Genomic DNA, 24,023 nt, shown 5'->3' with positions numbered 1-24,023 from the left:
GAATATGATATATAGTATACCTTATATTGTAGTATATTTCATAAAAAGAGCAATATGTACGACAAAAATACTTGCTTTAAGCTATTCTTTATGATAATATACTTTTGTTATGTTATAGATTAAGCTTGGAGGTGGAAACTATGGCAAACCTTTGCGAAGTATGTGGTAAATCCACATCTAGCGGTATGAACGTGAGTCATTCTCACATTCGCACAAGAAAAACTTGGAAACCGAACATTCAAAGAGTACGGGCGGTTGTAGACGGTGCTACAAAAAAAGTAAACGTATGCACTCGCTGCCTTCGTTCTAATAAAGTTACACGCGCGTAAAATAAAAAGTACATGTACTCTTTGGGGTTCTAGAGCCCCAAAAAAGCAGTTAGTTCATTTTGAACTAACTGCTTTTTTTGTTATTTATAATGTAATATTTGGAATATAATATTGCTTAAATAACTTAATAGCATATTGATCTGTTAAGCCTGCTACATAATCAACTACATCACGTGTAGAGTAAAACGCTTTACCTGTTTCACAGCCTTCCATATCATCAGGGTGTTCCATGAAGTGAGTAAATAGATTTTTCACCACATGGGATGCCTTTTTGCGATCCGGAATTAAAGCTGGTGCCAAATATACATGTTTAAACATAAATTGACGGAATAGATTCATCGTCATTTCCACATCAGCAGACATAGATATAGCTGGCTTATCCAAGGATTCCCGTACCATATCCTCTACCATTGCAGTAATCATACTGGATGGAGTCATACCAAAATGTTCGCGCACTTCAAAAGGCAACGCCTCTGCCGTCAACATACCTGCTCGCTGTGCATCATCAAAATCATGGCACAAATACGCAATACGGTCTACAATACGAATAATTTGACCTTCCAAGGTCACAGGAATTGTAGCTCCTGTGTGACCTACGATGCCATCTCGAACAGCGGTGGTTAAATTGAGTCCTTGATGATCACCATGTCTTTCTAATACCTCAACCATGCGTAAACTTTGCTCATTATGATTAAAGTGCCCCACCATATCTCGCAATGCATATTCACCTACATGACCAAATGGTGTATGTCCCACATCATGACCCATGGCAATAGCTTCCACAAGGTCTTCATTTAAACGTAATGCACGAGCCACAGTACGACCGATTTGACCTACCTCAAGGGTATGAGTCATGCGTGTCCGATAATGGTCACCTGGCGCAATATATACCTGTGTCTTATGCTTTAACCGTCTAAAACATTTACTATGAATGATGCGATCCCGATCGCGTTGAAACGCGGTTCTAAGTGGATCAGGCTTTTCTTCTATATCACGGATTGCATCGCGGCTTTTAGCAGCATAGGGAGACAGAAACAAAACCTCCCTCTCCTCTATTTGTTCACGTATATTCATTTACCCTCCGACGCGCGATTTTTATCAATCAATTGCATGACAAGAGAAGCTGTTTCTTCAATGGATTTATTAGAAACATCTAACACTTGGCAGTGCAAACGACGCATAATAGCCTTTGCATAATCCAATTCAGATTGAATACGCTCAATAGATGCATAATTTGCTTCGTCTTCAAGACCGATAGCGCGTAAACGTTCACTACGAATATTATTTAATTTGTATGGATCTATAATAAGGCCCACGATTTTTTTTGCCGGAATCTTGAACAATTCCTCTGGCAACGGTACCTCTGGAACTAGTGGCAAATTTGCGGCTTTAATCTTTTTGTACGCCAAGAACATGGACAATGGTGTCTTACTAGTTCTAGATACACCAATAATAACTATGTCGGCCTTTTCAAAACCAGATGGATTTTTACCATCGTCATATTTCACGGCAAACTCAATAGCTTCAACCTTTTTAAAATACTCTTGGTCGAGCTTATGAACCATACCTGCTGTCATGCGAGGTTTAGTAGTTGCGATAGTACCAACTGCATCGAGAACAGGCCCCATGATATCCACAGCCGGAATATTATATTCAGCCACCTTCTCATGCAAATACTTACGTAAAGACGCAGACACAATGGTATGGCAAATAACATGATTCCCACGTTTTGCGTCGTCTATGACCTCATCAATTTGGCTTTCACTATCAATATAGGGAACACGGACAATTTCAATTTGCTCCTTATCATATTGACTCGCCGTAGCTCTCGCTACAGCCTCAGCAGTTTCCCCCAGAGAATCCGATATTGCATAAATAATTTTTTCTGCCATTCTATCAACCTCAGTGTATGCTACATTCTAAAAATACTTTTGCTACCGTCGTTTTTGATACACGGCCCACAACCTTTAAACGCTTCTTGTTACCCACATCCTCACGAGCGACGACAGGTAAACAATCTACTTCATAATCTATCATTTTCTGTGCAGCCTCTACCAAAGTATCAGTAGGCTCCACCGCTATAACCTTGCTTACAGGGGTCATAATCATAGATATAGGCATGGTATGCGAATCTGTTTGTCCCATAGAGGCGCGTAGTAAATCTTTTCGAGATACCACACCTACTAGGTATGAACCATCACACACTAATATAGTACCTACATCCTCTGTAAATAATGTGACAATTGTATCATACAAACTCGTATCCCCATTGACCACAACTGCTTGAGATAATACATCACTTACCAGAAATGACTTTAATCGCTCAGCCGTTTGTGTTTCCTTTGAAAGTCCAACATAGTAATAGCCTACGTTTGGACGTGCATCTAACACACCTAACATGGTCAATACAGATAAATCTGAGCGCAACGCAGATCTTGTGACCTCTAAATGTTCAGCAATGGCACTACCTGTTACAGGACCTTCTTCGCGAACGATTTGAGCAATTTGTTCTTGTCGTTTCGACAGTTTCACACGGTAACCCCCTTTCATCTCTGTTTGTATTATATCCTAAGTTACCATTCAGAAAAAGAGGAGACCCACAGGCCTCCTCTTTCACCATAACTATATTATTACCAAATTAGTTCGTCAGATTCTTGACGACCACGACCAGTCATAGCATCGAGCATAATTCGTTGTTCGATTTGAGCCACCATTTTCTTAGTATTAACTACTGCATCTGGGTTAACAGAAATAGAGTCGATACCACTCTTCACAAGGAATTCGCAAAGTTCAGGATATACGCTTGGCGCTTGGCCACAGATAGATACAGTTTTACCATCTTTATGGGCCACCTCAATGAGGTGACGAATTGCTCTGCGAACTGCTAAATTACGTTCATCATAGATATGTTGAACTGTTTCGTTATCGCGATCACAACCGAGTACAAGCATAGTCAAATCGTTAGAACCGATAGAATAACCATCTACATATTTATTAAATTGATCAGCTAAGATAATATTGGATGGGATCTCAGCCATGAGCCATACTTTAAAGTCTTTGCTGCGTGCAAGACCTTCTTGAGCCATTAAGTTAGTTACTAATTCAGCTTCTTCCACAGTACGGCAGAATGGAATCATAACTTGTAGATTTTTGAAACCAAATTCGTTACGCACTTTTTTGATTGCTTCTAATTCTAATTTGAAAGCAGGTGTGTACTTAGGATCATAGTAGCGAGATGCGCCACGCCAGCCAAGTAATGCACTGGATTCATGCGGTTCATATTTATCGCCACCTTTAAGGTCACGGTATTCACTAGATTTAAAGTCGCTCAAACGAACTACTACTTGGCGAGGGGCTAATGCTTGGCATACTTTACGCATACCTTCCGCCAATGTATTTACAGCAAAGTCACTGCGCCCTGTTTCGATAAGGTGCAATGGATGTTCATGAATAAAGGTTGTCCAAATGAACTCTTCACGCATGAGACCGATGCCATCACATGGTAGTACACCATATTTTTGGGCCAAATCAGGATCACCTAAGTTCATATAAATCTTAGTGCCTGTTACAGGCACATATTCAGCTGCTGCCCCTGTAGAAACTTGAGCTTCAGGCTTTTTAACGATATCTTCTAATACGCCATCATATACGATACCATTTGTAGCATCAACGGTAATCATTTGACCATCTTTAATAGAGGTAGTCGCTTCATGACTACGGCTCTTAGTACCTACGATACAAGGAATACCAAGCTCACGGCTAACGATAGACGCATGACAAGTCATACCACCAGCGTCAGTAACAATTGCTTTTGCCTTTTTCATGGCTGGCACCCAGTCAGGAGCTGTCATAGCTGTAACAAGAATTTCGCCTTCTTTGAACTCATCGATATCCTCAGGATTGATGATAACGTGAGCTTTACCTGCTGCATTACCAGGGGATGCTGGCAAACCTTTTACAATAATATCACGATTACCTGCATCTAATGTGCTAGCTTTTTCGGACGTTTCTGATTTTTCTTTGCGGGACCAAACTGTTTCTGGACGAGCTTGCAAGATCCAAATCTTGTCATTGCGTTCATCTACGCCCCATTCCATATCCATGTAGCAACCATAATGCTTTTCAATTGCTTTTGCATATTCTGCAAGTTCCAAAACTTGAGCATCTGTAATAACTTGTTGTTTTGCTTCGTCAGCTGGCACCACTTCTTCAACACAGTCACCATCGGCTTTACGAACAAGGCGAACATGTTTATCGTTAATCATACGGTCCGTAATTTCCATCTTTTCTTTATCCACACGGAAATTATCTGGTGTAACCGTACCTTGTACAACATATTCACCAAGACCCCAAGAGCCTTCAATAAGAATATTGTTATCATTGCCTGTTACAAGGTCAACAGTGAACATTACGCCAGCGGCTTTAGAGAATACCATCATTTGAACGGCAGCACTCAATGCTACTGTCATATGATCGAAACCTTGTTTTACACGGTAGTATGTTGCACGATCTGTGAAAGTAGATGCATAGCATTCTTTTACTTTCTCGATGATAACGTCAGCACCACGTACATTTAAATATGTATCTTGTTGGCCTGCAAAGCTTGCATCTGGCAAGTCTTCTGCTGTTGCACTAGAACGAACTGCTACGAATGGATTTTCTTCGTTTACTTTTTTACCAAGTTCTTCATAAGCATGACGGATAGCATCTGCCAATTCTTTTGGCATTTCTTCTTCGCAAATCATGCGGCGAATTTTAGCACATACTTCACGCAATAATGCAGAATTTTCTACATCATCTAACGCATCAAGTTCAGCGCGGATTTTATCTTCCAAACCTGTTGCTTTCATAAACTCACGATAACCATGAGCAGTTGTAGCAAAACCGTAAGGTACAGGTACATTAGTGGAGGATGTCAATTCCCCTAAGGAAGAAGATTTACCACCAACTAAATTAACATCTTCACGTTGTAATTCATCAAACCAAAGTACGTATGCTGTTTCGCGATTCATGTGAGAACCTCCTAGTCAATTAGTGCAACACATTAAACCTTTTACACATAAATAGTATACCTTAATTTAAAATCTGTCAATTTATATGAGGGTTATTATGCAAATAAATCTCCCTATATATATCTAAAAAGTTTTTCAGCACTCGCCCCGTTAGTCCCCATATGGTGTATTGTTCATAGGGATAGAAATAGACGGAGTAGTTTTGTCTAATTTTCCAGTCAATGTTGTAGCCTTCTAATAAATGGAATGGAAAGTCCTTTAACGGTCTTGTAGCTATATCTAGATGACCTACAGTTGGCTCCATGTCTAATAGATATTGTAATGGAACGGTGAATACCTCTCCTACTTCATCAGGATTTGGTTTTAAATCACTTGTATGTAAACGTACGGCTACAGCATATAATTTGACACCTATCGCAGATACGAGACAGTCTAAATTACCAAGTAATTCAATTTGATCTAAATCTATGCCCAATTCTTCAGAGCACTCACGCATGGCAGCATGGGCACTGCTTTTATCATTAGGTTCACAGTGGCCACCAGGAAAGCTAATTTCACCAGGCTGACGGCGTAGCTTATTACTGCGTACAGTAAATACTACGTGATCTTCCCCATCGATTTCTAGTAATGGTACTGCTACGGCCGCAGTTATAACATCAATGTCGGTAAGAACAGTATGTTCTCGTTTTTCTAGGAAATTAGATAGTTTCTTGTCCATATATAGTCCTCTTACTTTATAGTAAAATTTATACAATATCCATATAAATCTTTTATGTATCAAATTAGTATTTTATATTTATCTTTTATATTTATCTTTTATATTCATCTTTTATATTCATTATACATTAACTTGTACCTAAATTTTGGAGTTACTATTAATAGATACAATAGAGGAAAATCTTATAAAGAAAATGGACAAAAAAACTGTGATGAGGTTTCTACCCCATCACAGTTTTATATTAGTTAAATTTAATTTTTATAAATTTACGCTTACCTACTTGAACGATCATGCCCTCTTCAAGGGTAAGGTTTTCTTCTGTATATTTTTCTCCATTTACTTTAAAAGCACCAGCTTTAATGGAGCGACGTGCTTCACCATTAGAGGCAGTCAAACCAGCATCTGTACAGAATTGTGGTACAAAGATTGGTTCTGTTGGCGCATCCATAGCGTATTCAGGAATATCTGTAGGTAATGCGCGTTGTTGGAATACACGTTTGAATTCTTCTTCTGCCTCAAGAGCAGCCTCTTCACCATGGTACAAACGAACAATGGTACGAGCTAATTGCATTTTAGCGTCACGTGGATGTAATTCACCACTTTCAAGACGTTTTTTCATGTCCTCTTGTTCTTCAATTGGCATATCTGTAACGAGCATGAAGTAGCGCATCATCAATTCATCAGGAATAGACATTGCTTTACCGTACATTTCTTTAGGTTCTTCGTCGATACCGATGTAATTGCCTAAAGATTTACTCATTTTTTGAACACCGTCAAGGCCTTCAAGCAATGGCATTGTGATAACAACTTGAGGTTCTTGACCTTCTAATTCTTGTAAATGACGGCCCATTAACAAGTTAAAAGTTTGGTCTGTACCACCAAATTCAACATCAGCATGTAATGCTACAGAATCTTGACCTTGCATCAATGGATACATAAACTCATGAACACCAATAGCACGACCTTCTTTAAAGCGTTTATTGAAATCATCACGTTCCATCATACGCGCTACAGTGTAAGAACTTGCCAAACGTAGAACATCAGCAAAATTCATGGATTCAAGCCATTCACTGTTGTCGCGAACGATAGTTTTTTCAGGATCCAACACTTTGAAGATTTGTGTTTTATAAGTTTCAGCATTTTTCAATACTTCTTCTTTTGTAAGTGGTGGACGAGTTGCGCTTTTACCAGTAGGATCACCAATACGTGCAGTGAAACCACCGATAACAATCACTACTTGATGACCAAATTCTTGGAACAAACGTAATTTACGAAGTGGTACAGTATGACCCAAATGAATATCTGGCGCTGTTGGGTCCAAACCTAGTTTTACAACTAACGGTTTATTTTCCTTAATGGATTTTTCTATTTTCTTTACAAGATCTTGTTCATTAATTAAATCTGCTACGCCGTGTTTAATTTGGCGTACTTGTTCTTGAGCACTAACCATGATAATCCTCCTCGAAATACTATTGTTTTAGTATACCATTATCTAAAAACTTTCACAATTATATATATAGTATTGGTTTTAAGCCATTTATGATATAATATCTATAACTGCGTAATAGAATTTACGTTATATTTACTAACAAAAGAAAAAAGAGGTGACTCTATGAGTAATAACTCAAATGCGAGAAGCAGCCGCCGTTCTAACGGTAGCGGCTCTACACCGAAGAAAACAAGTCCAAAGCGTCTATTTTGGATTTGTGCCCTTCTCCTTATACTCATCGTAGCCGGAGGTGGCTGTGGTTTTATCAGTGCCACACTGTCTAACCTACCAGATGTATCCAATGTACGTCCTTCCGCATCGTCTCAAATTTACGATGTGCACGGTAATCTCATCACAACGGTTCATTCCACAGAGAATCGATTACCAGTACCTTTAAAAGATGTACCAAAGGATTTACAAAATGCCTTTGTTGCTACTGAGGACTCTCGCTTCTACTCCCATCACGGTATCGACCCAGTTGGTATCTTACGTGCTGTATGGGTTAACCTTGTTCATAGTGGCGTATCTGAAGGTGGTTCTACTATCACTCAACAGTTAGCGCGTAATGCATTCTTGTCTCAAGACAGAACATTTAAACGTAAAATTTCTGAAGCATTACTAGCACTAAAAATTGAACAACACTACACTAAGGATGAAATCCTAGAAATGTACATGAACCAAATTTACTTTGGTCAAGGTGCATACGGTGTACAATCTGCAGCTCATGTGTACTTTGGTAAGGATGCTAGCCAATTAACGCTTGCTCAAGCAGCGCTCATTGCGGGCTTACCACAAAGTCCTAACTACTACTCTCCATTCAATGATTTGGAAGCTAGTAAAAAACGTCAAGCCGTTGTATTAGGCCAAATGGTTAAATACGGATACATTACACAAGAGCAAGCTGATGAAGCGCGTCAAGCAGATTTAGGCTTAGTGGCAAAACAAGAACAAACGCATGAAAAATCTAATGCGTCTTACTTCATTAACTATGTTATTGCACAAGTTTCTGAAAAATATGGTGACGATGCAATCTATAAAGATGGTTTAAAAATTTATACTACTCTCGATATGGATGCACAAAATGCAGCTGTAGCAGCAATGCAAAACTTGCCTAACTACTACACAGATAGCAATGGTTTACATCAACCACAAGGTGCTATCGTAGCTATGAACCCTCATAATGGTTACATTATGGCTATGGTTGGTGGCCGTGGTGATGATGCATTTAACCGTGCTACACAAGCAGAACGTCAACCAGGTTCCGCTATGAAACCATTTGTATATTTGGCAGCTATTCAATCTGGTAAAACTCCTGGTTCTATCGTAGATGATAGCCCTGTTACATTTGGTAACTGGAGCCCTAAAAACTATGAAAATGACTTCGTAGGTAGCATTACATACCGCTATGCATTACAACATTCTCGTAACGTAGCTGCCGTAAAAATTGCTGATGAAGTAGGCATGTCTAAGATTATTAAACTTGCTAAAGAAATGGGTATCTCTACTCTAACTGATCAAGATAATAACTTGTCTACTGCACTTGGTGGTTTAACTCATGGTGTAACACCTCTTGAAATGGTTCAAGCTTATGGTGTACTCGCTAATGGTGGTATCAAAGTTCAACCTACGGCAATCGTTAAAATTGTAGACCGCAATGGTCAAGTTGTGGAAGAAAACTCCATCCAAGAAAAACGTGTTATTGATGAAAAAGATGCGGCCATCATGACTAATATGCTAGAATCTGTTATAAATGGCGGTACTGGCGGTAATGCCGCAATCGGTCGTCCTGCAGCAGGCAAAACTGGTACAACAGATGATTCCAAGGATGCTTGGTTCGTTGGTTACACGCCTGATTTAGTAGCTGCCGTTTGGATTGGTGATGACTATGGCTCGGAAACATTACGAGGCATGACCGGTGGTGACACACCTGCTATTATGTGGGGCCAATTCATGGCAAATGCGCTTGCCAATACCCCTGCTTCTGACTTCTCCGTTCCTGCTAGCGCTCAATCAGCTGTTTCTGAAGGTTATTATAATCCTGTAAAAGCACAGCCTAAAAAAGACGCTGCTAAGGACGAAAAAGCAGACAAAAAAGACGATAAAGACAAGTCAAAAGATGAAGCTGTAAAAGATGACAGTGGCTCAAAAGATGATGCAACTGAACAGAAATCTAATTCATCGAAAAGTAAAAAGTCTAGTAAAAAAGATCGTTAATCTAATACTCTAAAGGAGCGGAACATGTGTTCCGCTCCTTTCTTTTACGTAAAAAGGTAGTAAGTTCTAAGAACTTACTACCTCTTCTATTTCTATATATGTATATGGCTATACCCCATAACCAATTTGATATACGATAATAATTTACTGTATTATCTATAACTATATCACTATTGTGTAGCTTTATTTCAGAACTACATTGGTAGCTCCTGCACCACCTTCATCATAGCCTGCCGTTTCAAAATGAGCTACATGCGGTAAGGTACGCAAATATTGATGTACACCTTCTCGTAATGCGCCAGTCCCCTTACCGTGAATAATGCGCACTTGATTAACACCACCAAGTAAAGCTTGGTCAATAAATCTACCAACAGAAACTGTCGCTTCATCTACCGTTTGTCCAAGAATATTGATTTCAGTACGAACCTCTTTTTGGCGTTGTACGGCAGAGCCCCCCATACGTTTTCGTGTCTTAGGCATGGATGCCTTTTGTTCACGAGCCAGCTTATTGCCTTCTTCACGTGTAGTAGATTGTAATTCGCTAACCTTTACAGTAGCTGTTAATCCATTAATATCTACATTCACTCGATTACCATTGATAGACAATACAGTACCTAATGAGCGCAATGACGTAACATATACAGCTTGGCCCACCTTAATAGCATCTGCTGTCAAGGACTTACGATCATCATCTACTGGAGCTTCTGGCACATGCACATTAGAGATGCCCTTACGAGCTGCATTGATGGCAGATTGACGCTTATCTTTATTTGTTTCAGAGAATTGCGCTTTCAATTGCTTGATAATCGCTTCTCCTTCAACGCGTAAACTACGTTTCATAGATTCTGCATCAGCTTGAGCTTTGGCTAAGATTTGTTTACGTTTTTCATTAAACTGTTTCTTTTCCTTCTCTAATTGACCACGCATACGACGTGTTTCATCTAGCTCTTTCTTTAAGGCTCTTTCCCGTTCAGATGCTTTACGAAGCTGTTCATTCAAATCTGAAAGAACCTCTTCCATTTCATGACTACCAAATTGAGATTTATACTCTGCAGCACGTGTTACGATGTCTTTTGGTAAGCCTAAACGAGCCGCAATACTCAATGCATGGCTACTACCGGCTACGCCGATATGGAGTCGATACGTTGGTTTTAATGTACGCTCATCAAACTCTACATGGCCATTTTCAATACCTTCCGTGTGGTATGCATAATTTTTAAGCTCATTATAATGGGTACTTACCATCATGAGAGCGCCTTTTTTACGGAAGAACTCAAGGATAGATACTGCAAGCGCACTACCTTCTTCTGGATCAGTACCAGATCCAAGCTCATCGAGTAATACCAAATCATTTGGACCACAATGTTTAATGATAGAAATAACTTGTGTCATATGAGCGGAGAACGTACTTAAGCTAGCTTCAATACTTTGCTCGTCCCCAATATCGGCAAAGACATTATGGAATATTGGCAACATGGATCCGTGATCAGCAGGAATAAATAAACCACATTGGTTCATTAAACTCAATAGCCCTAATGTTTTAAGGGATACTGTTTTACCACCTGTATTAGAACCAGTAATCAATAAAATACGATACGATGTACCTAATTGAATATTTGTAGGCACTACCACATTCGGTGGGATTAATGGATGACGAGCTCTCATGAGATTGACATTTCTATCAGTACTCAAGATGGCCGGTACACCCTTATAAGAAATAGCAAGGCTCGCCTTACCATATACAAATTCGATATGGGATACCTTTTCACAAGCATCCATCAAATCATTACTATGTTGTTTTACAAGGGCTGATAATTCACGGTAAATACGCAATACCTCTTGCTCTTCACCAATCAAAGCCTCTTGTAATTCATTATTTAGATTCACCAAGCGCATCGGTTCAATATAGAGTGTTTGACCCGTTGCAGAACGGTCGTGAATAAGACCATCAAAATATTGGCGATATTCCTGTTTTACAGGGATTACATAGCGATTATTACGCTGTGTAATGATCGTTTCTTGGAAATACTTCTGATTATCCTTGTCGTGTAAGATAGCTTGAATATCATTTTTGATCTTTTCCCGAGTTTTGATAATCGTATTTCTTAGGCTCGCCAACTTAGGAGATGCTGTATCAAGCAATTCCCCTTTTTCATCAAAGACGCGTTTAAAGCGATTTTCAATGCGATCTGTATTTGGCATATCCTGTACCCATAAGGATAGCAATGGATATTCCATATATTTCGTTCTAAAGAACTTTGTCATGCGTTTATAAGCACCAATGGTTAAATAAATATCCCACAATGCTTCACGAGTAAGGACAAAGTCTTTACGACTCTTCTTACAGGACTCACGAATATCTCGCGTACCGCCTAACGGTTGTTCTACCTCAGTTTGCAAAGAACGCATGGCTTCTGCCGTTTCATCAAGGTTCTCTTGAATGGCTTTTGCATCTGTCATAGGTTCGATGTGCATGGCTAATTCTTTAGCAATGGTAGAACTACAATATTGTTGTAATTGTTCTTTTATATGGTGAAAGTCTAATACATCTTCGTTAAACAATGTACTACCTCTTTTATAAAATACCTCTAAAATAGTGGCCCCTTGTAATAGGCGTATCATCCTTGCCTACACTTTTAGGAGGAGCCTCTTTTGTTCCATTTTGAATGGATACATAATCTGCTACGATAATACGCAATCTCTTTGGATTCATATGACGTCCATCGATGCGCAAAATATGTAGCCCTTTTCGATGTAACTCTGGCACATACGCGCGCATATCCATTTCATGACTGTTCATGATGTGCATACGGCAATACGGATCCGTACGAAGTGGGAACACTTCCCCTTTACGGTCCTTTAATGCGTAATCTTCCTTTACACACGGCATAGGGCAATTTTCCTTTTTACCAGTCCCTACAAAGCTAGCGATGGCACAGTATTCAGAAATCATCATTTCCGTATAGCCATGAACCATAACCTCTAATGGCAAATTAGTAGATTTTTGTAAGCTTACGAGTTGCGTCAAGGTTAACTCTAAGGATGGCGCTATGCTACTCATATTAAAGTCTTGCCATACTTGTAGTGCAGAGCCATTAAATATATTAAGACCTGTATCGGCTTCAACAGCACCGGTATACCCTAAATCACGGAGCCACAATAATGCTTGTGGGACGTGAATAGAAATGCTATCCGGTTTAGCCTCTACCATAGTCTTAAGCGTATTCATATACGCCTTTACTTCATCATCTTTCACGACACGAGGGGTAGCAAATACACAAAGTACATTATGATCTTTGCAAAGCTTAGCTACCTGCTCGTAGATGCTAAGTTCATAAGGCTTACGTTGTAAACGGTCACCACCGAAGATAATCTTCTTAGCGCCCCCTTCAATAGCTGCTTTCACAGCCTCTAGTTCATCAACGCGAGCACTCACCATAGGCTCAGAATATTGAACCTTAGCCTTCGCAACCATAGATGACATATCTTGAGGCTCTACAGCCAGCTCAGCCCAAGCTGTTTCATGGTCTGTAATTAACAAGTTTTCTAATGCCTCAACAGCATCGCGACGCAATGCATTTAACACACTAGCTGGCCACATATACGGACCTTCAGGGATAGACATAGAGCCAAGCATAAACAATGTATTGCCTAATCTACCTACTTGGTCTGTAATCTTCTCTAATGTAGTCGGTTTGTTATTAGCATAAACAGGATCAAACTCATTAGATACTGTCACAGTACGACCATCATTTAATACAAAGGTAAGGTCTGTGCAAGGTTGTTCTCGGTCTGTATTAATAGATAGATAACCATGTACCTCTAATTTAGCACTGAAATCTTGTAAGCCTCGTTGCTTTTGAGATTTTGGCGTAGATGCTAAAAATACTTGTCCCGCTGCAAACCCTTCATCAGGTTTGCCTACAAAATGCTTTTCATCCATTAAGGACCAATTCTGATCAATTTGATAATACGTAATACTACCAGAATCTTGCATTACCTTTAAAAGTGATCCTTTTTCAATCGGTTCTGTTAGGAATAAATGAACTTGTCCCTTTTTGACCTCTGCTTTACCAATTAATTTGCCTTGATTATTTGGAGCTACAACAGTCATCATAGATTTCCCTACATGGTCTGTTAAGTAATCTGTAGAGAAGCCACGATTAAACCCAGACGCCAATGCATCGGCATCAGCAGCATCCATATGAGCCGTATCTAAAATATGACGATAGGTCCCAATGACTTGACGCACATAGGAAACCTTTTTCATACGCCCTTCTACCTTAAAGGACGTAACACCAGCAGCTACGAGCTCATTCATATGCTCACTATAGTTAAGATCCTTTGGACTTAATAAATAGGCTTCGTGTTTAGGTAGCAAACTAGTACCAGAAGAATTCAATAGTTCATAAGGCAAACGGCAAGGTTGTGCGCAGGCACCACGGTTACCACTACGACCACCGATAAAGGAACTCATCAAGCATTGACCAGAATAGCACACACATAAGGCACCATGTACAAAGACTTCGATTTCAGCTGTACAGTTTTTACAAATATGTTCAATTTCAGGAAGGCTCAATTCACGAGCCAATACAACACGGGTAAAACCGAGGCTTTCATAAAAACGAACAGCATCTAATGTAGCCGCCGTCATCTGCGTACTGCCATGTAAGTGAAGTTTAGGAGCCACTCGTTGTGCCAATTTAGCAACTGCTAAATCTTGAACGATAATAGCATCCACACCGATGCGCTCTAAGTCCTTCAAATACGCCTCGAGATCCTTTAATTCGGAATCACCTATGAGGATATTTACGGTTACATATACGGACACATCCAAAATATGAGCCAAACGAATAGCCTCAGCCAGTTCTTCAATGCCAAAGTTTGCTGCATGAGCACGAGCATTAAAGCCTTTGCCACCAAGATAAATAGCATCAGCCCCAGATTCTAAAGCGGCTATAAAGTTTTCCATCGTACCGGCAGGAGCCAATAATTCCATGGATAATCCTTTCTACCTAACTAAAGGTATAACTATAGTACTAAAAGGGTTTACCATATGGTAAACCCTTTCAATATACTGCTTGAGATTAACGTAATCTGCAGTTAATTTCTGCTAATGCATCGATAATAGCTTGAATGTTACCATCAATATCTTCATCATTCAACGTGCCTTCCATAGAGCGGAATTGCAAGTTGTATGCAAGACTGCGGTAACCAGCTTCGATATGTTCACCTTCGTAAACGTCGAAGATAGATGCACTTTCTAAATATTCGCCACCATGCTCTTTAATGATAGATAAAATTTCACCACTAGATACGGACACAGGTGCCACAATAGCAAGGTCACGGCTAGTACCTGGGAATTTACTGAAAGATGTATAGCGGAATGCTGGAATCGTTAAGGATAATACTGCTTCCAAATCGATTTCAAACATGTATACTTTTCCTGGTAAATCAAAGTTTTTGCTCACTTGTGGATGTAATTCACCATATTGAGCAATCATTTTACCATCAACTACGTATTGAGCACTTACACCAGGGTGGAAGTAAGGTTCAGTGCCACGATTAATTTCATAGCCTTTAACACCTAGTTCAGCCAACAACGCATCTACGATACCTTTTACATCATAGAAATCTGTAGTGCGTTCTGCTTGATTCCAGCCAGCTTGGTTTGCTTTGCCCATCAAGATACCACAAGCCATAGGGCGTTCATGAGGTACCTCTGTCAAAGGCAATGCTTTTGGTTCATATACATTCGCTGTTTCAAACAACCAAAGATCCTTATTTTGTTGCGCAATATTGCGTTTCGCAGCTTCGATAACAGCTGGCACCAATGTAGTACGCATATAAGGGAATTCTTCGGAAATAGGATTCAAAATTGGAATGGCTGTATAACGGCTATCCCCTTCAGGAAGCATCATATTGGAAAGGCCATCTTTATGCATAAAGCTAAATGTAATGATTTGAGTCATACCCAATTTAGCTAACGTATGTGTTACCTCTTTCGTAAGAGCTTTCTTAGGCGTCATACCACCAGAGGACAATACGGCTACAGGAATTGTAGGAGCAATATTATCATAGTTATAAATACGAGCTACCTCTTCAGCGATATCAGGCATTACTGTTACGTCACCGCGCCATGTTGGAACGAGGGCAGATAATTGGTCCCCGTCTTCAGTTAAAACGAATTCAAGGGCAGTCAAAATGCGAACCATTTCGTCTTTTTCAATGTTTGTACCCAAGTAATCGTTGATTTGTTTTGCTGTGAAAGTAACTGTATGTTGCTCTACAGGGTTCTTGTACAGATCGATAATGCCTACGTCAACTTTACAGGATGGGCAAATTTGTTGCAACAACTGTGCTGCTCTGTCGATAGCATAGGCAGTGTATTTATGGTTTACGCCACGTTCAAAACGTCCAGATGCTTCAGAACGCATACCAAGCGCTTTTGCAGTGCGGCGAATGGATGGTCCATTAAACACAGCAGCTTCAAGCATAACAGTAGTCGTTTCATTTGTTACTTCGCTATCAAAGCCACCCATGATACCAGCTACACCTACTGGGCGTTCTGCATCAGCAATAATAAGCATAGAGTCATTCAATTCACGTTCAGAACCATCAAGTGTAACAAGAACTTCACCATTTTTAGCACGTCTTGCCACTAGTTGATGACCTTTTACATGGTCATAGTCATAGGCATGCATAGGTTGACCAAGTTCTAACATAACATAGTTTGTTACGTCTACTACATTATTAATAGGACGAATACCGCTGTTACGCAAACGATTTTGCATCCACAATGGAGATGGCTCAACCTTTACATCTGTAACGATACGAGACATGAATCGTGTACAAAGATCATCAGCTTCAATAGATACAGATGCTTTGCCTTCAATGGACTCACCATTTTCGTTAACCATGATAACAGGGAATAAAGCTTTTTGATTTGTCATCATGCCGAATTCGCGGGATAAGCCAACCATGGAGAAGCAATCTGCACGGTTTGCAGTCAATTCAAATTCATACACTGTATCATTTAAGCCCAATACGTCTTTTACATCAAGGCCGATTGGTGTGCCTTCAGGAAAGATATAAATACCTTGTGCTTCTTCTGGCAATACTAAATCGCTGGAGATACCAAATTCTGCAACAGAACAGAACATGCCTTCAGATACTTCGCCGCGCAATTTACCTTTTTTAATTTCTGTTCCATCAGCTAAGCGAGATTTATGGTACGCTACAGGTACGATTTGACCTACCGCTACATTTGTTGCTGCTGTTACGATTTGTTTTGTAACAGGCTCACCTTCTTCAGTAAGGCATTCAACTTGACATACTTGTAATTTATCTGCATCTGGATGTTTCGTAATTTCTACGATTTTACCAGTATAAATTTTCTTAATGCCATTATCCATAGCAATGACATCTTCTACAGGAATCCCTGCTTGTGTTAATTCATCGGCCAATTCTTGAGCAGGACGATTCATATCCACAGGCACGTATTCGTTCATCCACTGTAAACTTGCTTTCATGAGTTCCTCCTAAAATTGTTCCAAGAATCGTACATCATCTTCAAAGAATAGACGTAAATCATTAATGCCATATAAAAGCATAGCAATACGTTCTACGCCCATACCAAAGGCAAAGCCTTTAACCTTTTCAGGATCGTACCCATTAATACGCAATACATCCGGATGAACCATACCGCATCCTAAGATTTCAAGCCAACCTGTATGAGAACATACACGGCAACCTTCACCACCACACATTACACAGGAAATATCTACTTCTGCAGATGGTTCTGTGAATGGGAAGAAGCTTGTACGGAAACGTACCTTTGTTTCATCCCCATACATATGACGCAAGAAGGACTCTAATGTGCCTTTCAAATCAGCAAATGTAATATGCTCATCGATGATGAGGCCTTCCACTTGATGGAATACTGGGGAATGTGTTGCATCATAGTCCCAACGATAAACCTTACCAGGCGCAATCATACGGATTGGGCTGTTAGGTTCATGACGTTGCATTGTACGAGCTTGTACTGGAGATGTATGGGTACGCAATAAGAAGTTTTCTGTAATATAGAAGGAATCTTGCATATCACGTGCAGGATGGTCTTTAGGCAAGTTTAAGCATTCGAAGTTGTAGTAATCTTGCTCTACTTCTGGACCTTCTTCAACGGTATACCCCATTTTCATGAAGAAGTCCTCAATCATTTCATTAACCTTTGTTAATGGATGGATATGACCAGCTTTTTGTGCACGGCCAGGTAATGTAATATCGATGCGCTCTTTTTCTAAACGAGCATTTAACTCTGCAGTTTCCATACGAGCTTTAACCGTATCAATTTCAGCCTCTAACGCTTCACGAACAGCATTAACAAGGGCCCCCGCTTTAGGACGTTCTTCTGGAGATAATTTACCAAGACCTTTTAATAAAGCCGTTACCTCGCCTTTTTTACCTAAATATTTAACACGTATATCTTGCAACGCTTGTTGATTAGCAGCGCCTTTGATGGCATCAAGGGCTTCTGCCTTAATACGTTGTAATTCTTGTTCCATTCAAGCATCCTCCTATTTGTAAAAGTCTAACTTATATTATACCAAATCAGGGTTATCTTCTTCAATAAAACGCCATGGTAAATCAGGTAATGGCTTCTCTTCTAGTACAAAAAATGTACCCCGTGCCAAGTGAACAAGTTCACCTAATTCATTATAAATACGAGCGGTAGCAACCATAGTAGTTTTACCGTTGTGCTCTACATTGGCTACACCACGCAATACAGCACCGCCCTTAACAGCTTTCACATAGTTACCATTAAGATCAATGGTGCTAACAGATTTTCCCAATGTAAAACAAGCAGTCCCCATCACACTATCTGCTAAGCCAATACATACGGCACCATGCAAATCCCCTCTAAAATTGCAGTAATCTGTTTCATTTGTTTGCAATGTCATTTCCGCATGACCTGGTTCCACTGCTGTAATCGCAGAATCTTTTACCCAAGAAAATGGGTTTTGATCTCGTAATTCGTTGAAATATTCTAACAATGTTGTAGCCATAAGGTTCTCCATTCTATATACATACTCATAGATTAACTAATCTGAATACTAAGTCTATTACATTACCTGTATGAAAATCTTTATAGTTAAATGTAAAAATTCAATACAAACATATAAAAATGGTGCGTTACATCATACATATTGTATCATGCAACGCACCATATGCGAATAACTCTATCTAATTATATGGTATGTTCTTAAGAAAACACATTTATAAATTCAAAACTATTCATAATGCAATGCATCGATTGGATTGAGCTTAGCCGCTTTACGGGCTGGGTATATACCAAAAATCAAACCAATAGCCATGGAAAAGGCAAAGGACATTATGATTGTTGGAACAGATACAATTGTACTCATTCCAGATACCATTCCGATTACTTTTGAGGCTCCTATACCGAAAGCAATACCAATAAAGCCCCCTATCAAACTGATTACAACGGCTTCTATTAAGAATTGCGTAACAATTACGCTATACGTAGCCCCCAAAGCTTTACGCACACCAATTTCTCGAGTCCGTTCCGTTACAGATACAAGCATGATGTTCATAATACCAATGCCACCTACAACTAGAGAAATCGCAGCAACAGCCCCCAGGAATAACGTAAATGTTCCCGTCGTCTGAGCCACTGTTTCCATAATAGATTTCATATTTTGAATATTAAAATCATCCAAATTTGTATCTTTTATATTATGACGAACACGCAACAAGTTCTCTATATCTGCCTGCAAACGATCGATGCCCTCATCATCCTTAGCCACAACATACACCCTGCGAAGATAGTCAATGCCCTCTACGCGCTCCATTGATGTTGTATATGGAATTAACACCGTATCGTCTTGGTCATTACCCATGGTTCCGTTCCCTTTACTTTTGAGAACACCAATGACACGGAATGGAATATTTTTAACACGGATTTCCTTGCCTACAGGATCTTCATCAGCAAACAAATTTTTTACTACCGTTTGTCCCACAACCGCTACACGTTCTCGGTTCTGAACATTTTTATCGGAGAAAAATCGACCAGATGTCATAGTCCAATTATTTACGTCCTGAAAGTTAGCATTAACCCCCGCAACAGATGTAGTCCAGTTTTTATTTTGATAAATCACCACATAAAAGCCATTTGTCATAGGACTGGCGGCTTTTACACCTTCTAACTTAGCAATAGCTTCATAGTCAGATATTTTCAACGATTTCATGGACCCCTGCGAAGATCTAGCACCTGGCGTCCGCGGCGCCCCTGGCAGAACTACCAACAAGTTAGAGCCTAAGCTAGAAATAGAATCCTCAATATCTTGCTTCACCCCATTACCGATAGATACCAAGGCAATAACAGCTGCTACACCGATAATGATACCTAACATGGTCAAAAGGGAGCGCAATTTATTAGCAATCAAGGAAGCCCATGCCATTAGAAAACTTTCTTTATACATTAGGCACCTCCTTTATAGGAGTCATATTAGAATTGATCGAATCCTCTACGATTATCCCATCTTTCAAGACTACATTACGACTCGCATACGTAGCAATATCAGGTTCATGTGTAACTAGAAGAATTGTACGTCCTTCATCGTGAAGACCTCTAAATATATTCATAACATCAATGGTTGACTTAGAGTCGAGATTCCCTGTCGGTTCATCAGCCATAATAATAGCAGGATTATTCGCCAATGCACGAGCAATCGCTACACGCTGTCGTTGCCCCCCAGACAACTCGGATGGCAAGTGATCCATACGCTCGTCTAATCCGACAGACTGTAATAATTGAGAAGCTCGTTCAATGCGCATCTTTTTATTTACACCGGCATAAATCATAGGAAGCACTACATTTTCTAGGGCTGTTAATTTTGTCAACAAATTAAAGCTTTGAAATACAAAACCGATCTGTTTGTTACGCACATACGCAAGTTCATCATCAGATAAGGTAGCAACCTCGTCTCCATTGAGTCGATAAGAACCAGTTGTAGGTCGGTCCAAACATCCGAGAATATTCATAAAGGTTGATTTACCTGAGCCAGATGGTCCCATAATGGATACAAATTCACCCTTATTGACAACTAAATCAATGCCATGTAGAACAGGTACTGATAATTTGCCATTCACATAGGTTTTTGTAATTCCTTGTATGTCAATTACTGTTTGGTTCATAAGCACCTACCCTTAGAATGGTCCAGCTACATTATTTTTGGGTGCATTTACATCACCGCTTACGATAATTTCATCACCTTCAGATAAACCTTTTAAGATTTGAACATTAGTATCCCCAGTTACACCTGTAGAGACAGCGGTTCGTACTGGTTGACCATCTTTTATAACATATACATACTCACCTTGTTTGTCCGTACGTACAGCAGTAAGAGGAACTACCAATGTATTTTTAATATCTTCACCAAAAATTGTGGCACGAGCCGTCATAGTTGGTAGGAAATTACCTGCAATATTTTCAGGAATTTGAACCTTAACAGTATAGTACACAACACTACTACTTGTAGTGCCCATATTACCTTTTGTACCTTTTGCAATTTCAGAAACGTAACCTGTGAAAGTTTCACCTGGCTTAGAATCTACAGTAAACTCTACCTTAGCACCTTGTTTGATATTGCCAATATCTGTTTCATCTACAGTAAGATAAATCTCTAAATTTTTTAAATCTGCAATGGTAGCAATGATCATTTGTGTGGAGATACCAGTACTAATAGTTTGACCTGCTTTTAGTGGTGTACCTACAACAGTACCAGACATTGGAGCTGTAATCGTAGCATCACTTAAATCCGCTGCAGCACGTTCATAGGTAGATTTAGCACGTTCATAAGCTGTTACAGAATCATCATATGTTTGTTGTGCAATAGCATCTTGAGCCGCCAAAGATTTATAACGATTCATATCAAGTTCTGCTTTAGCCAACGCTGCACGGGCATCATCAACAGATGCTTGTAATTGACGTGTATCAATATAAGCAATAACTTGACCAGCCGTAACTTGATCATTCTCTTTAACTAAAACTTTTTCAAGTTTACCAGCAACGTTTGTAGAAACATCTACATAATTTACAGGGTTAATAGTACCTGTAGCACTGATACTAGTTTTTACATCACCCTTTTCAACCTTGCCAGTAGTGTATAACGTTTGTGCTTGATTTGCATTTAGACTATCCATGTAGTAATATATGCCGCCACCAAGAACACAAAGAACAACAGCACCTGTTACTATACGTTTACGATGCTTTTGTAAGAACTCTTTCATTATGATCTCCTTTTTTTAAGATGAAGATATATTAAAAAGACATTTATTCTATATCAACACATATAGTATTTTTAAATTATACAGCACCAATTGCTTTTACGCAATATAATTTCATTAATGAATAAATTATGATATATAAAAAATGGCCCTTACGGGCCATTAACTACTCAATATTGATAATAGTCTATAATCCTTTTCATCAATTGGAAATTCAAGACGTTCTGCCTCTTCATAAGATAGGGCGCGGATATGACCATCTATATAACCTACTAATCGGTTATCGAAACCACTCATTAATAGATTAAGGCAGGCTTCACTCATACGAGCCGCTAAAATAGCATCAAATGCCGATGGACCACCACCACGTTGTAAGTATCCTAACACGGTTAAGCTAGGATCAAATTCCGTATGCTCCTTGATGAAAGCTTTCACCTCACCGCTGTTATAGGCACCTTCTGCAACAAGGATGACACTATATTCTTTACCCCGAATTTGTGTTTCCTTTAAATGACGACATACCGCATGTAAAGGCATTGGATTTTCAGGAACCAAAACTATTTCTGCCCCACAAGCTAGGCCTGCCTTTAATGCAATATGTCCAGCTTTGCGCCCCATGACCTCCACAATAGCTACACGTTCATGGGAGTTTGAGGTATCCCGAATACGTCCAACCGCATCAACTACCGTATTAAGAGCCGTATCATAGCCTATCGTATATTGTGTACCACCCATGTCATTATCTATCGTACATGGAATGGTCATGGTGGACATGCCAAGTTTAGATAAACTTGTAGCACCACGCATGGAGCCATCACCACCGATAACAACCAAATGGTCAATGTCATAAGCTTTCAAAATATTATAAGCTTTGCGTTGAATCTCTTCATTTTGAAATTCTGGAAAACGTGCTGTTTTCAGCATCGTACCACCTTGTGTTATGATGCCACCAACGTCTCGATTCGATAATGGAAATATCTTTTCCTCAATGATACCTAAATAGCCACGTTCAATACCAAATACTTCAAAGCCTTCATGTATAGCTTTTCTAGTTAGCGCTCTTATGGCGGCGTTCATTCCAGGTGCGTCTCCGCCGCTTGTTAGTATTGCGATTCTTCTCATATCCATTACCCCCTTGTGGTGTACGTTGTTTGGATATACTATGTGCCTTACGTTCTTTATTCGTTTGATTAGAAGTCTTTTGTTTATACCTTTTATCATAACGAATTTTATTAGACATTGCTCTTTTTGATACTGTTTCAAAAATCTCTTTTTTCCTACTTTGGTGATTATTCAATTGTATATCTTCAGATGCTTCTTTATCATCTACATCGTTTGTATCATTGGGTTGACGTCTTGCTTTAAATTGCACATCTGAGGCATCTAATTCATCCTCAATACGCTGTATAAAATCATAGGTCCGGCCATTTGTTGTATCTAGTACAAAATCGCACTGCTTATACACGGGCTTCCACGATTGTATCATAGCATGTACAAAGGCATTCACATTACTATAGTCCATGGTAGGCCGTTTCCCAACACGGCGATTCACCCGACTGACAATACGGAATTGTGCAGCTCGGATACCAATAATATAGGAATATTTTTTTAATACCTTTAAGGTGCGATGTTCAATAGGAAAATTCCCACCCACAGAAATCACTGCTTCATGGTATAAGCAAACCTTTTTTAGTACATCCATTTCGGCGCGGCGGAATGCTTTTTCTCCTATCTTTTTAAAAATCTCAGCAATGGGCAACCCAAAACGACTTTCTAATACGCGATCGGTATCTACAAATTGCCAACCCTTGCGTTCTGCAAGGTTCCGTCCAAAGTGACTTTTGCCACTTCCCATAGAACCGATGAGCATAATATTCCGTTTTATTATCATCTATTATGTGCCCCTTATCATTACATATCCTTCATTGTACTATAAAATGGTCCAAAAACAA

General features: G+C 39.5%; 18 protein-coding genes. 2 read left to right on the top strand and 16 right to left on the bottom strand.

The annotated features are described in order from the left end of the window. Positions 1 to 140: 140 nt before the first annotated feature. Positions 141 to 329 carry a 50S ribosomal protein L28 gene (rpmB, locus tag ACMKPP_RS06765; RefSeq protein WP_008601135.1) on the top strand — a complete coding sequence of 63 codons (189 nt, stop codon included), beginning with the start codon at positions 141 to 143 and terminating at the stop codon, positions 327 to 329. An 84-nt stretch (positions 330 to 413) separates the two neighbouring features. Here rpmB and ACMKPP_RS06760 read toward each other — a convergent pair whose 3' ends face one another. From ACMKPP_RS06760 to tyrS, 6 genes are all read right to left on the bottom strand, one after another. Next, entirely contained in the window at positions 414 to 1,403 is a 990-nt protein-coding gene (locus ACMKPP_RS06760; RefSeq protein ID WP_077708491.1) for a deoxyguanosinetriphosphate triphosphohydrolase, read from the bottom strand. Further along, a complete protein-coding gene (locus ACMKPP_RS06755; protein ID WP_008601139.1) occupies positions 1,400 to 2,221 on the bottom strand; it encodes a pyruvate, water dikinase regulatory protein in 822 nt (273 codons plus the stop codon). Before ACMKPP_RS06755 ends, ACMKPP_RS06760 begins: the two co-directional genes overlap by 4 nt. 10 nt (positions 2,222 to 2,231) lie before the next feature. Continuing rightward, positions 2,232 to 2,861 carry a helix-turn-helix transcriptional regulator gene (locus tag ACMKPP_RS06750; RefSeq protein ID WP_004696095.1) on the bottom strand — a complete coding sequence of 210 codons (630 nt, stop codon included), beginning with the start codon at positions 2,859 to 2,861 and terminating at the stop codon, positions 2,232 to 2,234. A gap of 98 nt (positions 2,862 to 2,959) precedes the next feature. Next, positions 2,960 to 5,341, bottom strand: a complete 2,382-nt coding sequence (gene ppsA, locus ACMKPP_RS06745) for a phosphoenolpyruvate synthase (protein WP_279007602.1) — start codon at positions 5,339 to 5,341, stop codon at positions 2,960 to 2,962. A gap of 76 nt (positions 5,342 to 5,417) precedes the next feature. Next, complete coding sequence (locus ACMKPP_RS06740) at positions 5,418 to 6,059, bottom strand: NUDIX hydrolase (protein WP_105093869.1); 642 nt, start codon at positions 6,057 to 6,059, stop codon at positions 5,418 to 5,420. A gap of 241 nt (positions 6,060 to 6,300) precedes the next feature. Next, positions 6,301 to 7,509 carry a tyrosine--tRNA ligase gene (gene tyrS, locus ACMKPP_RS06735; protein ID WP_418369522.1) on the bottom strand — a complete coding sequence of 403 codons (1,209 nt, stop codon included), beginning with the start codon at positions 7,507 to 7,509 and terminating at the stop codon, positions 6,301 to 6,303. A 162-nt stretch (positions 7,510 to 7,671) separates the two neighbouring features. Here tyrS and ACMKPP_RS06730 point away from each other — a divergent pair, with 162 nt between their 5' ends. Further along, positions 7,672 to 9,762, top strand: a complete 2,091-nt coding sequence (locus ACMKPP_RS06730; RefSeq protein WP_279007597.1) for a transglycosylase domain-containing protein — start codon at positions 7,672 to 7,674, stop codon at positions 9,760 to 9,762. 183 nt (positions 9,763 to 9,945) lie between these two features. Here ACMKPP_RS06730 and ACMKPP_RS06725 read toward each other — a convergent pair whose 3' ends face one another. The 10 genes from ACMKPP_RS06725 to ACMKPP_RS06680 all read right to left on the bottom strand — a co-directional run bounded on the left by ACMKPP_RS06725 (position 9,946) and on the right by ACMKPP_RS06680 (position 23,962). Then, positions 9,946 to 12,324 carry an endonuclease MutS2 gene (locus tag ACMKPP_RS06725; protein WP_279007595.1) on the bottom strand — a complete coding sequence of 793 codons (2,379 nt, stop codon included), beginning with the start codon at positions 12,322 to 12,324 and terminating at the stop codon, positions 9,946 to 9,948. A gap of 13 nt (positions 12,325 to 12,337) precedes the next feature. Beyond that, positions 12,338 to 14,761, bottom strand: a complete 2,424-nt coding sequence (locus ACMKPP_RS06720) for a U32 family peptidase (RefSeq protein WP_279007594.1) — start codon at positions 14,759 to 14,761, stop codon at positions 12,338 to 12,340. An 88-nt stretch (positions 14,762 to 14,849) separates the two neighbouring features. Next, the gene (gene pheT, locus ACMKPP_RS06715; protein WP_316603624.1) at positions 14,850 to 17,294 is read right to left on the bottom strand and encodes a phenylalanine--tRNA ligase subunit beta; all 2,445 of its coding nucleotides are present in this window, start codon (positions 17,292 to 17,294) and stop codon (positions 14,850 to 14,852) included. 9 nt (positions 17,295 to 17,303) lie between these two features. Further along, positions 17,304 to 18,326 carry a phenylalanine--tRNA ligase subunit alpha gene (gene pheS, locus ACMKPP_RS06710; protein ID WP_279007591.1) on the bottom strand — a complete coding sequence of 341 codons (1,023 nt, stop codon included), beginning with the start codon at positions 18,324 to 18,326 and terminating at the stop codon, positions 17,304 to 17,306. 36 nt (positions 18,327 to 18,362) lie between these two features. Next, positions 18,363 to 18,827 carry a PaaI family thioesterase gene (locus tag ACMKPP_RS06705; protein ID WP_077708498.1) on the bottom strand — a complete coding sequence of 155 codons (465 nt, stop codon included), beginning with the start codon at positions 18,825 to 18,827 and terminating at the stop codon, positions 18,363 to 18,365. A 225-nt stretch (positions 18,828 to 19,052) separates the two neighbouring features. After that, a complete protein-coding gene (locus ACMKPP_RS06700; protein ID WP_278618137.1) occupies positions 19,053 to 20,264 on the bottom strand; it encodes an ABC transporter permease in 1,212 nt (403 codons plus the stop codon). Further along, the gene (locus tag ACMKPP_RS06695) at positions 20,257 to 20,979 is read right to left on the bottom strand and encodes an ABC transporter ATP-binding protein (protein ID WP_418369521.1); all 723 of its coding nucleotides are present in this window, start codon (positions 20,977 to 20,979) and stop codon (positions 20,257 to 20,259) included. The genes ACMKPP_RS06700 and ACMKPP_RS06695 overlap by 8 nt, the downstream gene beginning before the upstream one ends. Before the next feature lie 12 nt (positions 20,980 to 20,991). Continuing rightward, positions 20,992 to 22,074 (bottom strand): efflux RND transporter periplasmic adaptor subunit, encoded by a 1,083-nt coding sequence (locus ACMKPP_RS06690; protein WP_418369520.1) that lies wholly within the window; start codon positions 22,072 to 22,074, stop codon positions 20,992 to 20,994. 159 nt (positions 22,075 to 22,233) lie between these two features. Further along, positions 22,234 to 23,148, bottom strand: a complete 915-nt coding sequence (locus tag ACMKPP_RS06685) for an ATP-dependent 6-phosphofructokinase (protein ID WP_418369623.1) — start codon at positions 23,146 to 23,148, stop codon at positions 22,234 to 22,236. Next, positions 23,120 to 23,962, bottom strand: a complete 843-nt coding sequence (locus ACMKPP_RS06680) for a shikimate kinase (RefSeq protein WP_077708500.1) — start codon at positions 23,960 to 23,962, stop codon at positions 23,120 to 23,122. Before ACMKPP_RS06680 ends, ACMKPP_RS06685 begins: the two co-directional genes overlap by 29 nt. Positions 23,963 to 24,023: the final 61 nt, after the last annotated feature.

The organism is Veillonella parvula, assembly GCF_048309325.1.
Lineage (GTDB): Bacteria > Bacillota > Negativicutes > Veillonellales > Veillonellaceae > Veillonella > Veillonella parvula_T.
This window is presented reverse-complemented; position numbering and strand designations above follow the sequence as displayed.

Excerpts from the sequence above, each read along its gene's own strand:
- rpmB (WP_008601135.1), top strand. The coding sequence starts at position 141 with ATGGCAAACCTTTGCGAAGTATGTGGTAAATCCACATCTAGCGGTATG.
- ACMKPP_RS06760 (WP_077708491.1), bottom strand. The coding sequence starts at position 1,403 with ATGAATATACGTGAACAAATAGAGGAGAGGGAGGTTTTGTTTCTGTCT.
- ACMKPP_RS06755 (WP_008601139.1), bottom strand. The coding sequence starts at position 2,221 with ATGGCAGAAAAAATTATTTATGCAATATCGGATTCTCTGGGGGAAACT.
- ppsA (WP_279007602.1), bottom strand. The coding sequence starts at position 5,341 with ATGAATCGCGAAACAGCATACGTACTTTGGTTTGATGAATTACAACGT.
- ACMKPP_RS06740 (WP_105093869.1), bottom strand. The coding sequence starts at position 6,059 with ATGGACAAGAAACTATCTAATTTCCTAGAAAAACGAGAACATACTGTT.
- tyrS (WP_418369522.1), bottom strand. The coding sequence starts at position 7,509 with ATGGTTAGTGCTCAAGAACAAGTACGCCAAATTAAACACGGCGTAGCA.
- ACMKPP_RS06730 (WP_279007597.1), top strand. The coding sequence starts at position 7,672 with ATGAGTAATAACTCAAATGCGAGAAGCAGCCGCCGTTCTAACGGTAGC.
- ACMKPP_RS06720 (WP_279007594.1), bottom strand. The coding sequence starts at position 14,761 with ATGGAATTATTGGCTCCTGCCGGTACGATGGAAAACTTTATAGCCGCT.
- pheT (WP_316603624.1), bottom strand. The coding sequence starts at position 17,294 with ATGAAAGCAAGTTTACAGTGGATGAACGAATACGTGCCTGTGGATATG.
- pheS (WP_279007591.1), bottom strand. The coding sequence starts at position 18,326 with ATGGAACAAGAATTACAACGTATTAAGGCAGAAGCCCTTGATGCCATC.
- ACMKPP_RS06705 (WP_077708498.1), bottom strand. The coding sequence starts at position 18,827 with ATGGCTACAACATTGTTAGAATATTTCAACGAATTACGAGATCAAAAC.
- ACMKPP_RS06700 (WP_278618137.1), bottom strand. The coding sequence starts at position 20,264 with ATGTATAAAGAAAGTTTTCTAATGGCATGGGCTTCCTTGATTGCTAAT.
- ACMKPP_RS06695 (WP_418369521.1), bottom strand. The coding sequence starts at position 20,979 with ATGAACCAAACAGTAATTGACATACAAGGAATTACAAAAACCTATGTG.
- ACMKPP_RS06690 (WP_418369520.1), bottom strand. The coding sequence starts at position 22,074 with ATGAAAGAGTTCTTACAAAAGCATCGTAAACGTATAGTAACAGGTGCT.
- ACMKPP_RS06685 (WP_418369623.1), bottom strand. The coding sequence starts at position 23,148 with ATGAACGCCGCCATAAGAGCGCTAACTAGAAAAGCTATACATGAAGGC.
- ACMKPP_RS06680 (WP_077708500.1), bottom strand. The coding sequence starts at position 23,962 with ATGATAATAAAACGGAATATTATGCTCATCGGTTCTATGGGAAGTGGC.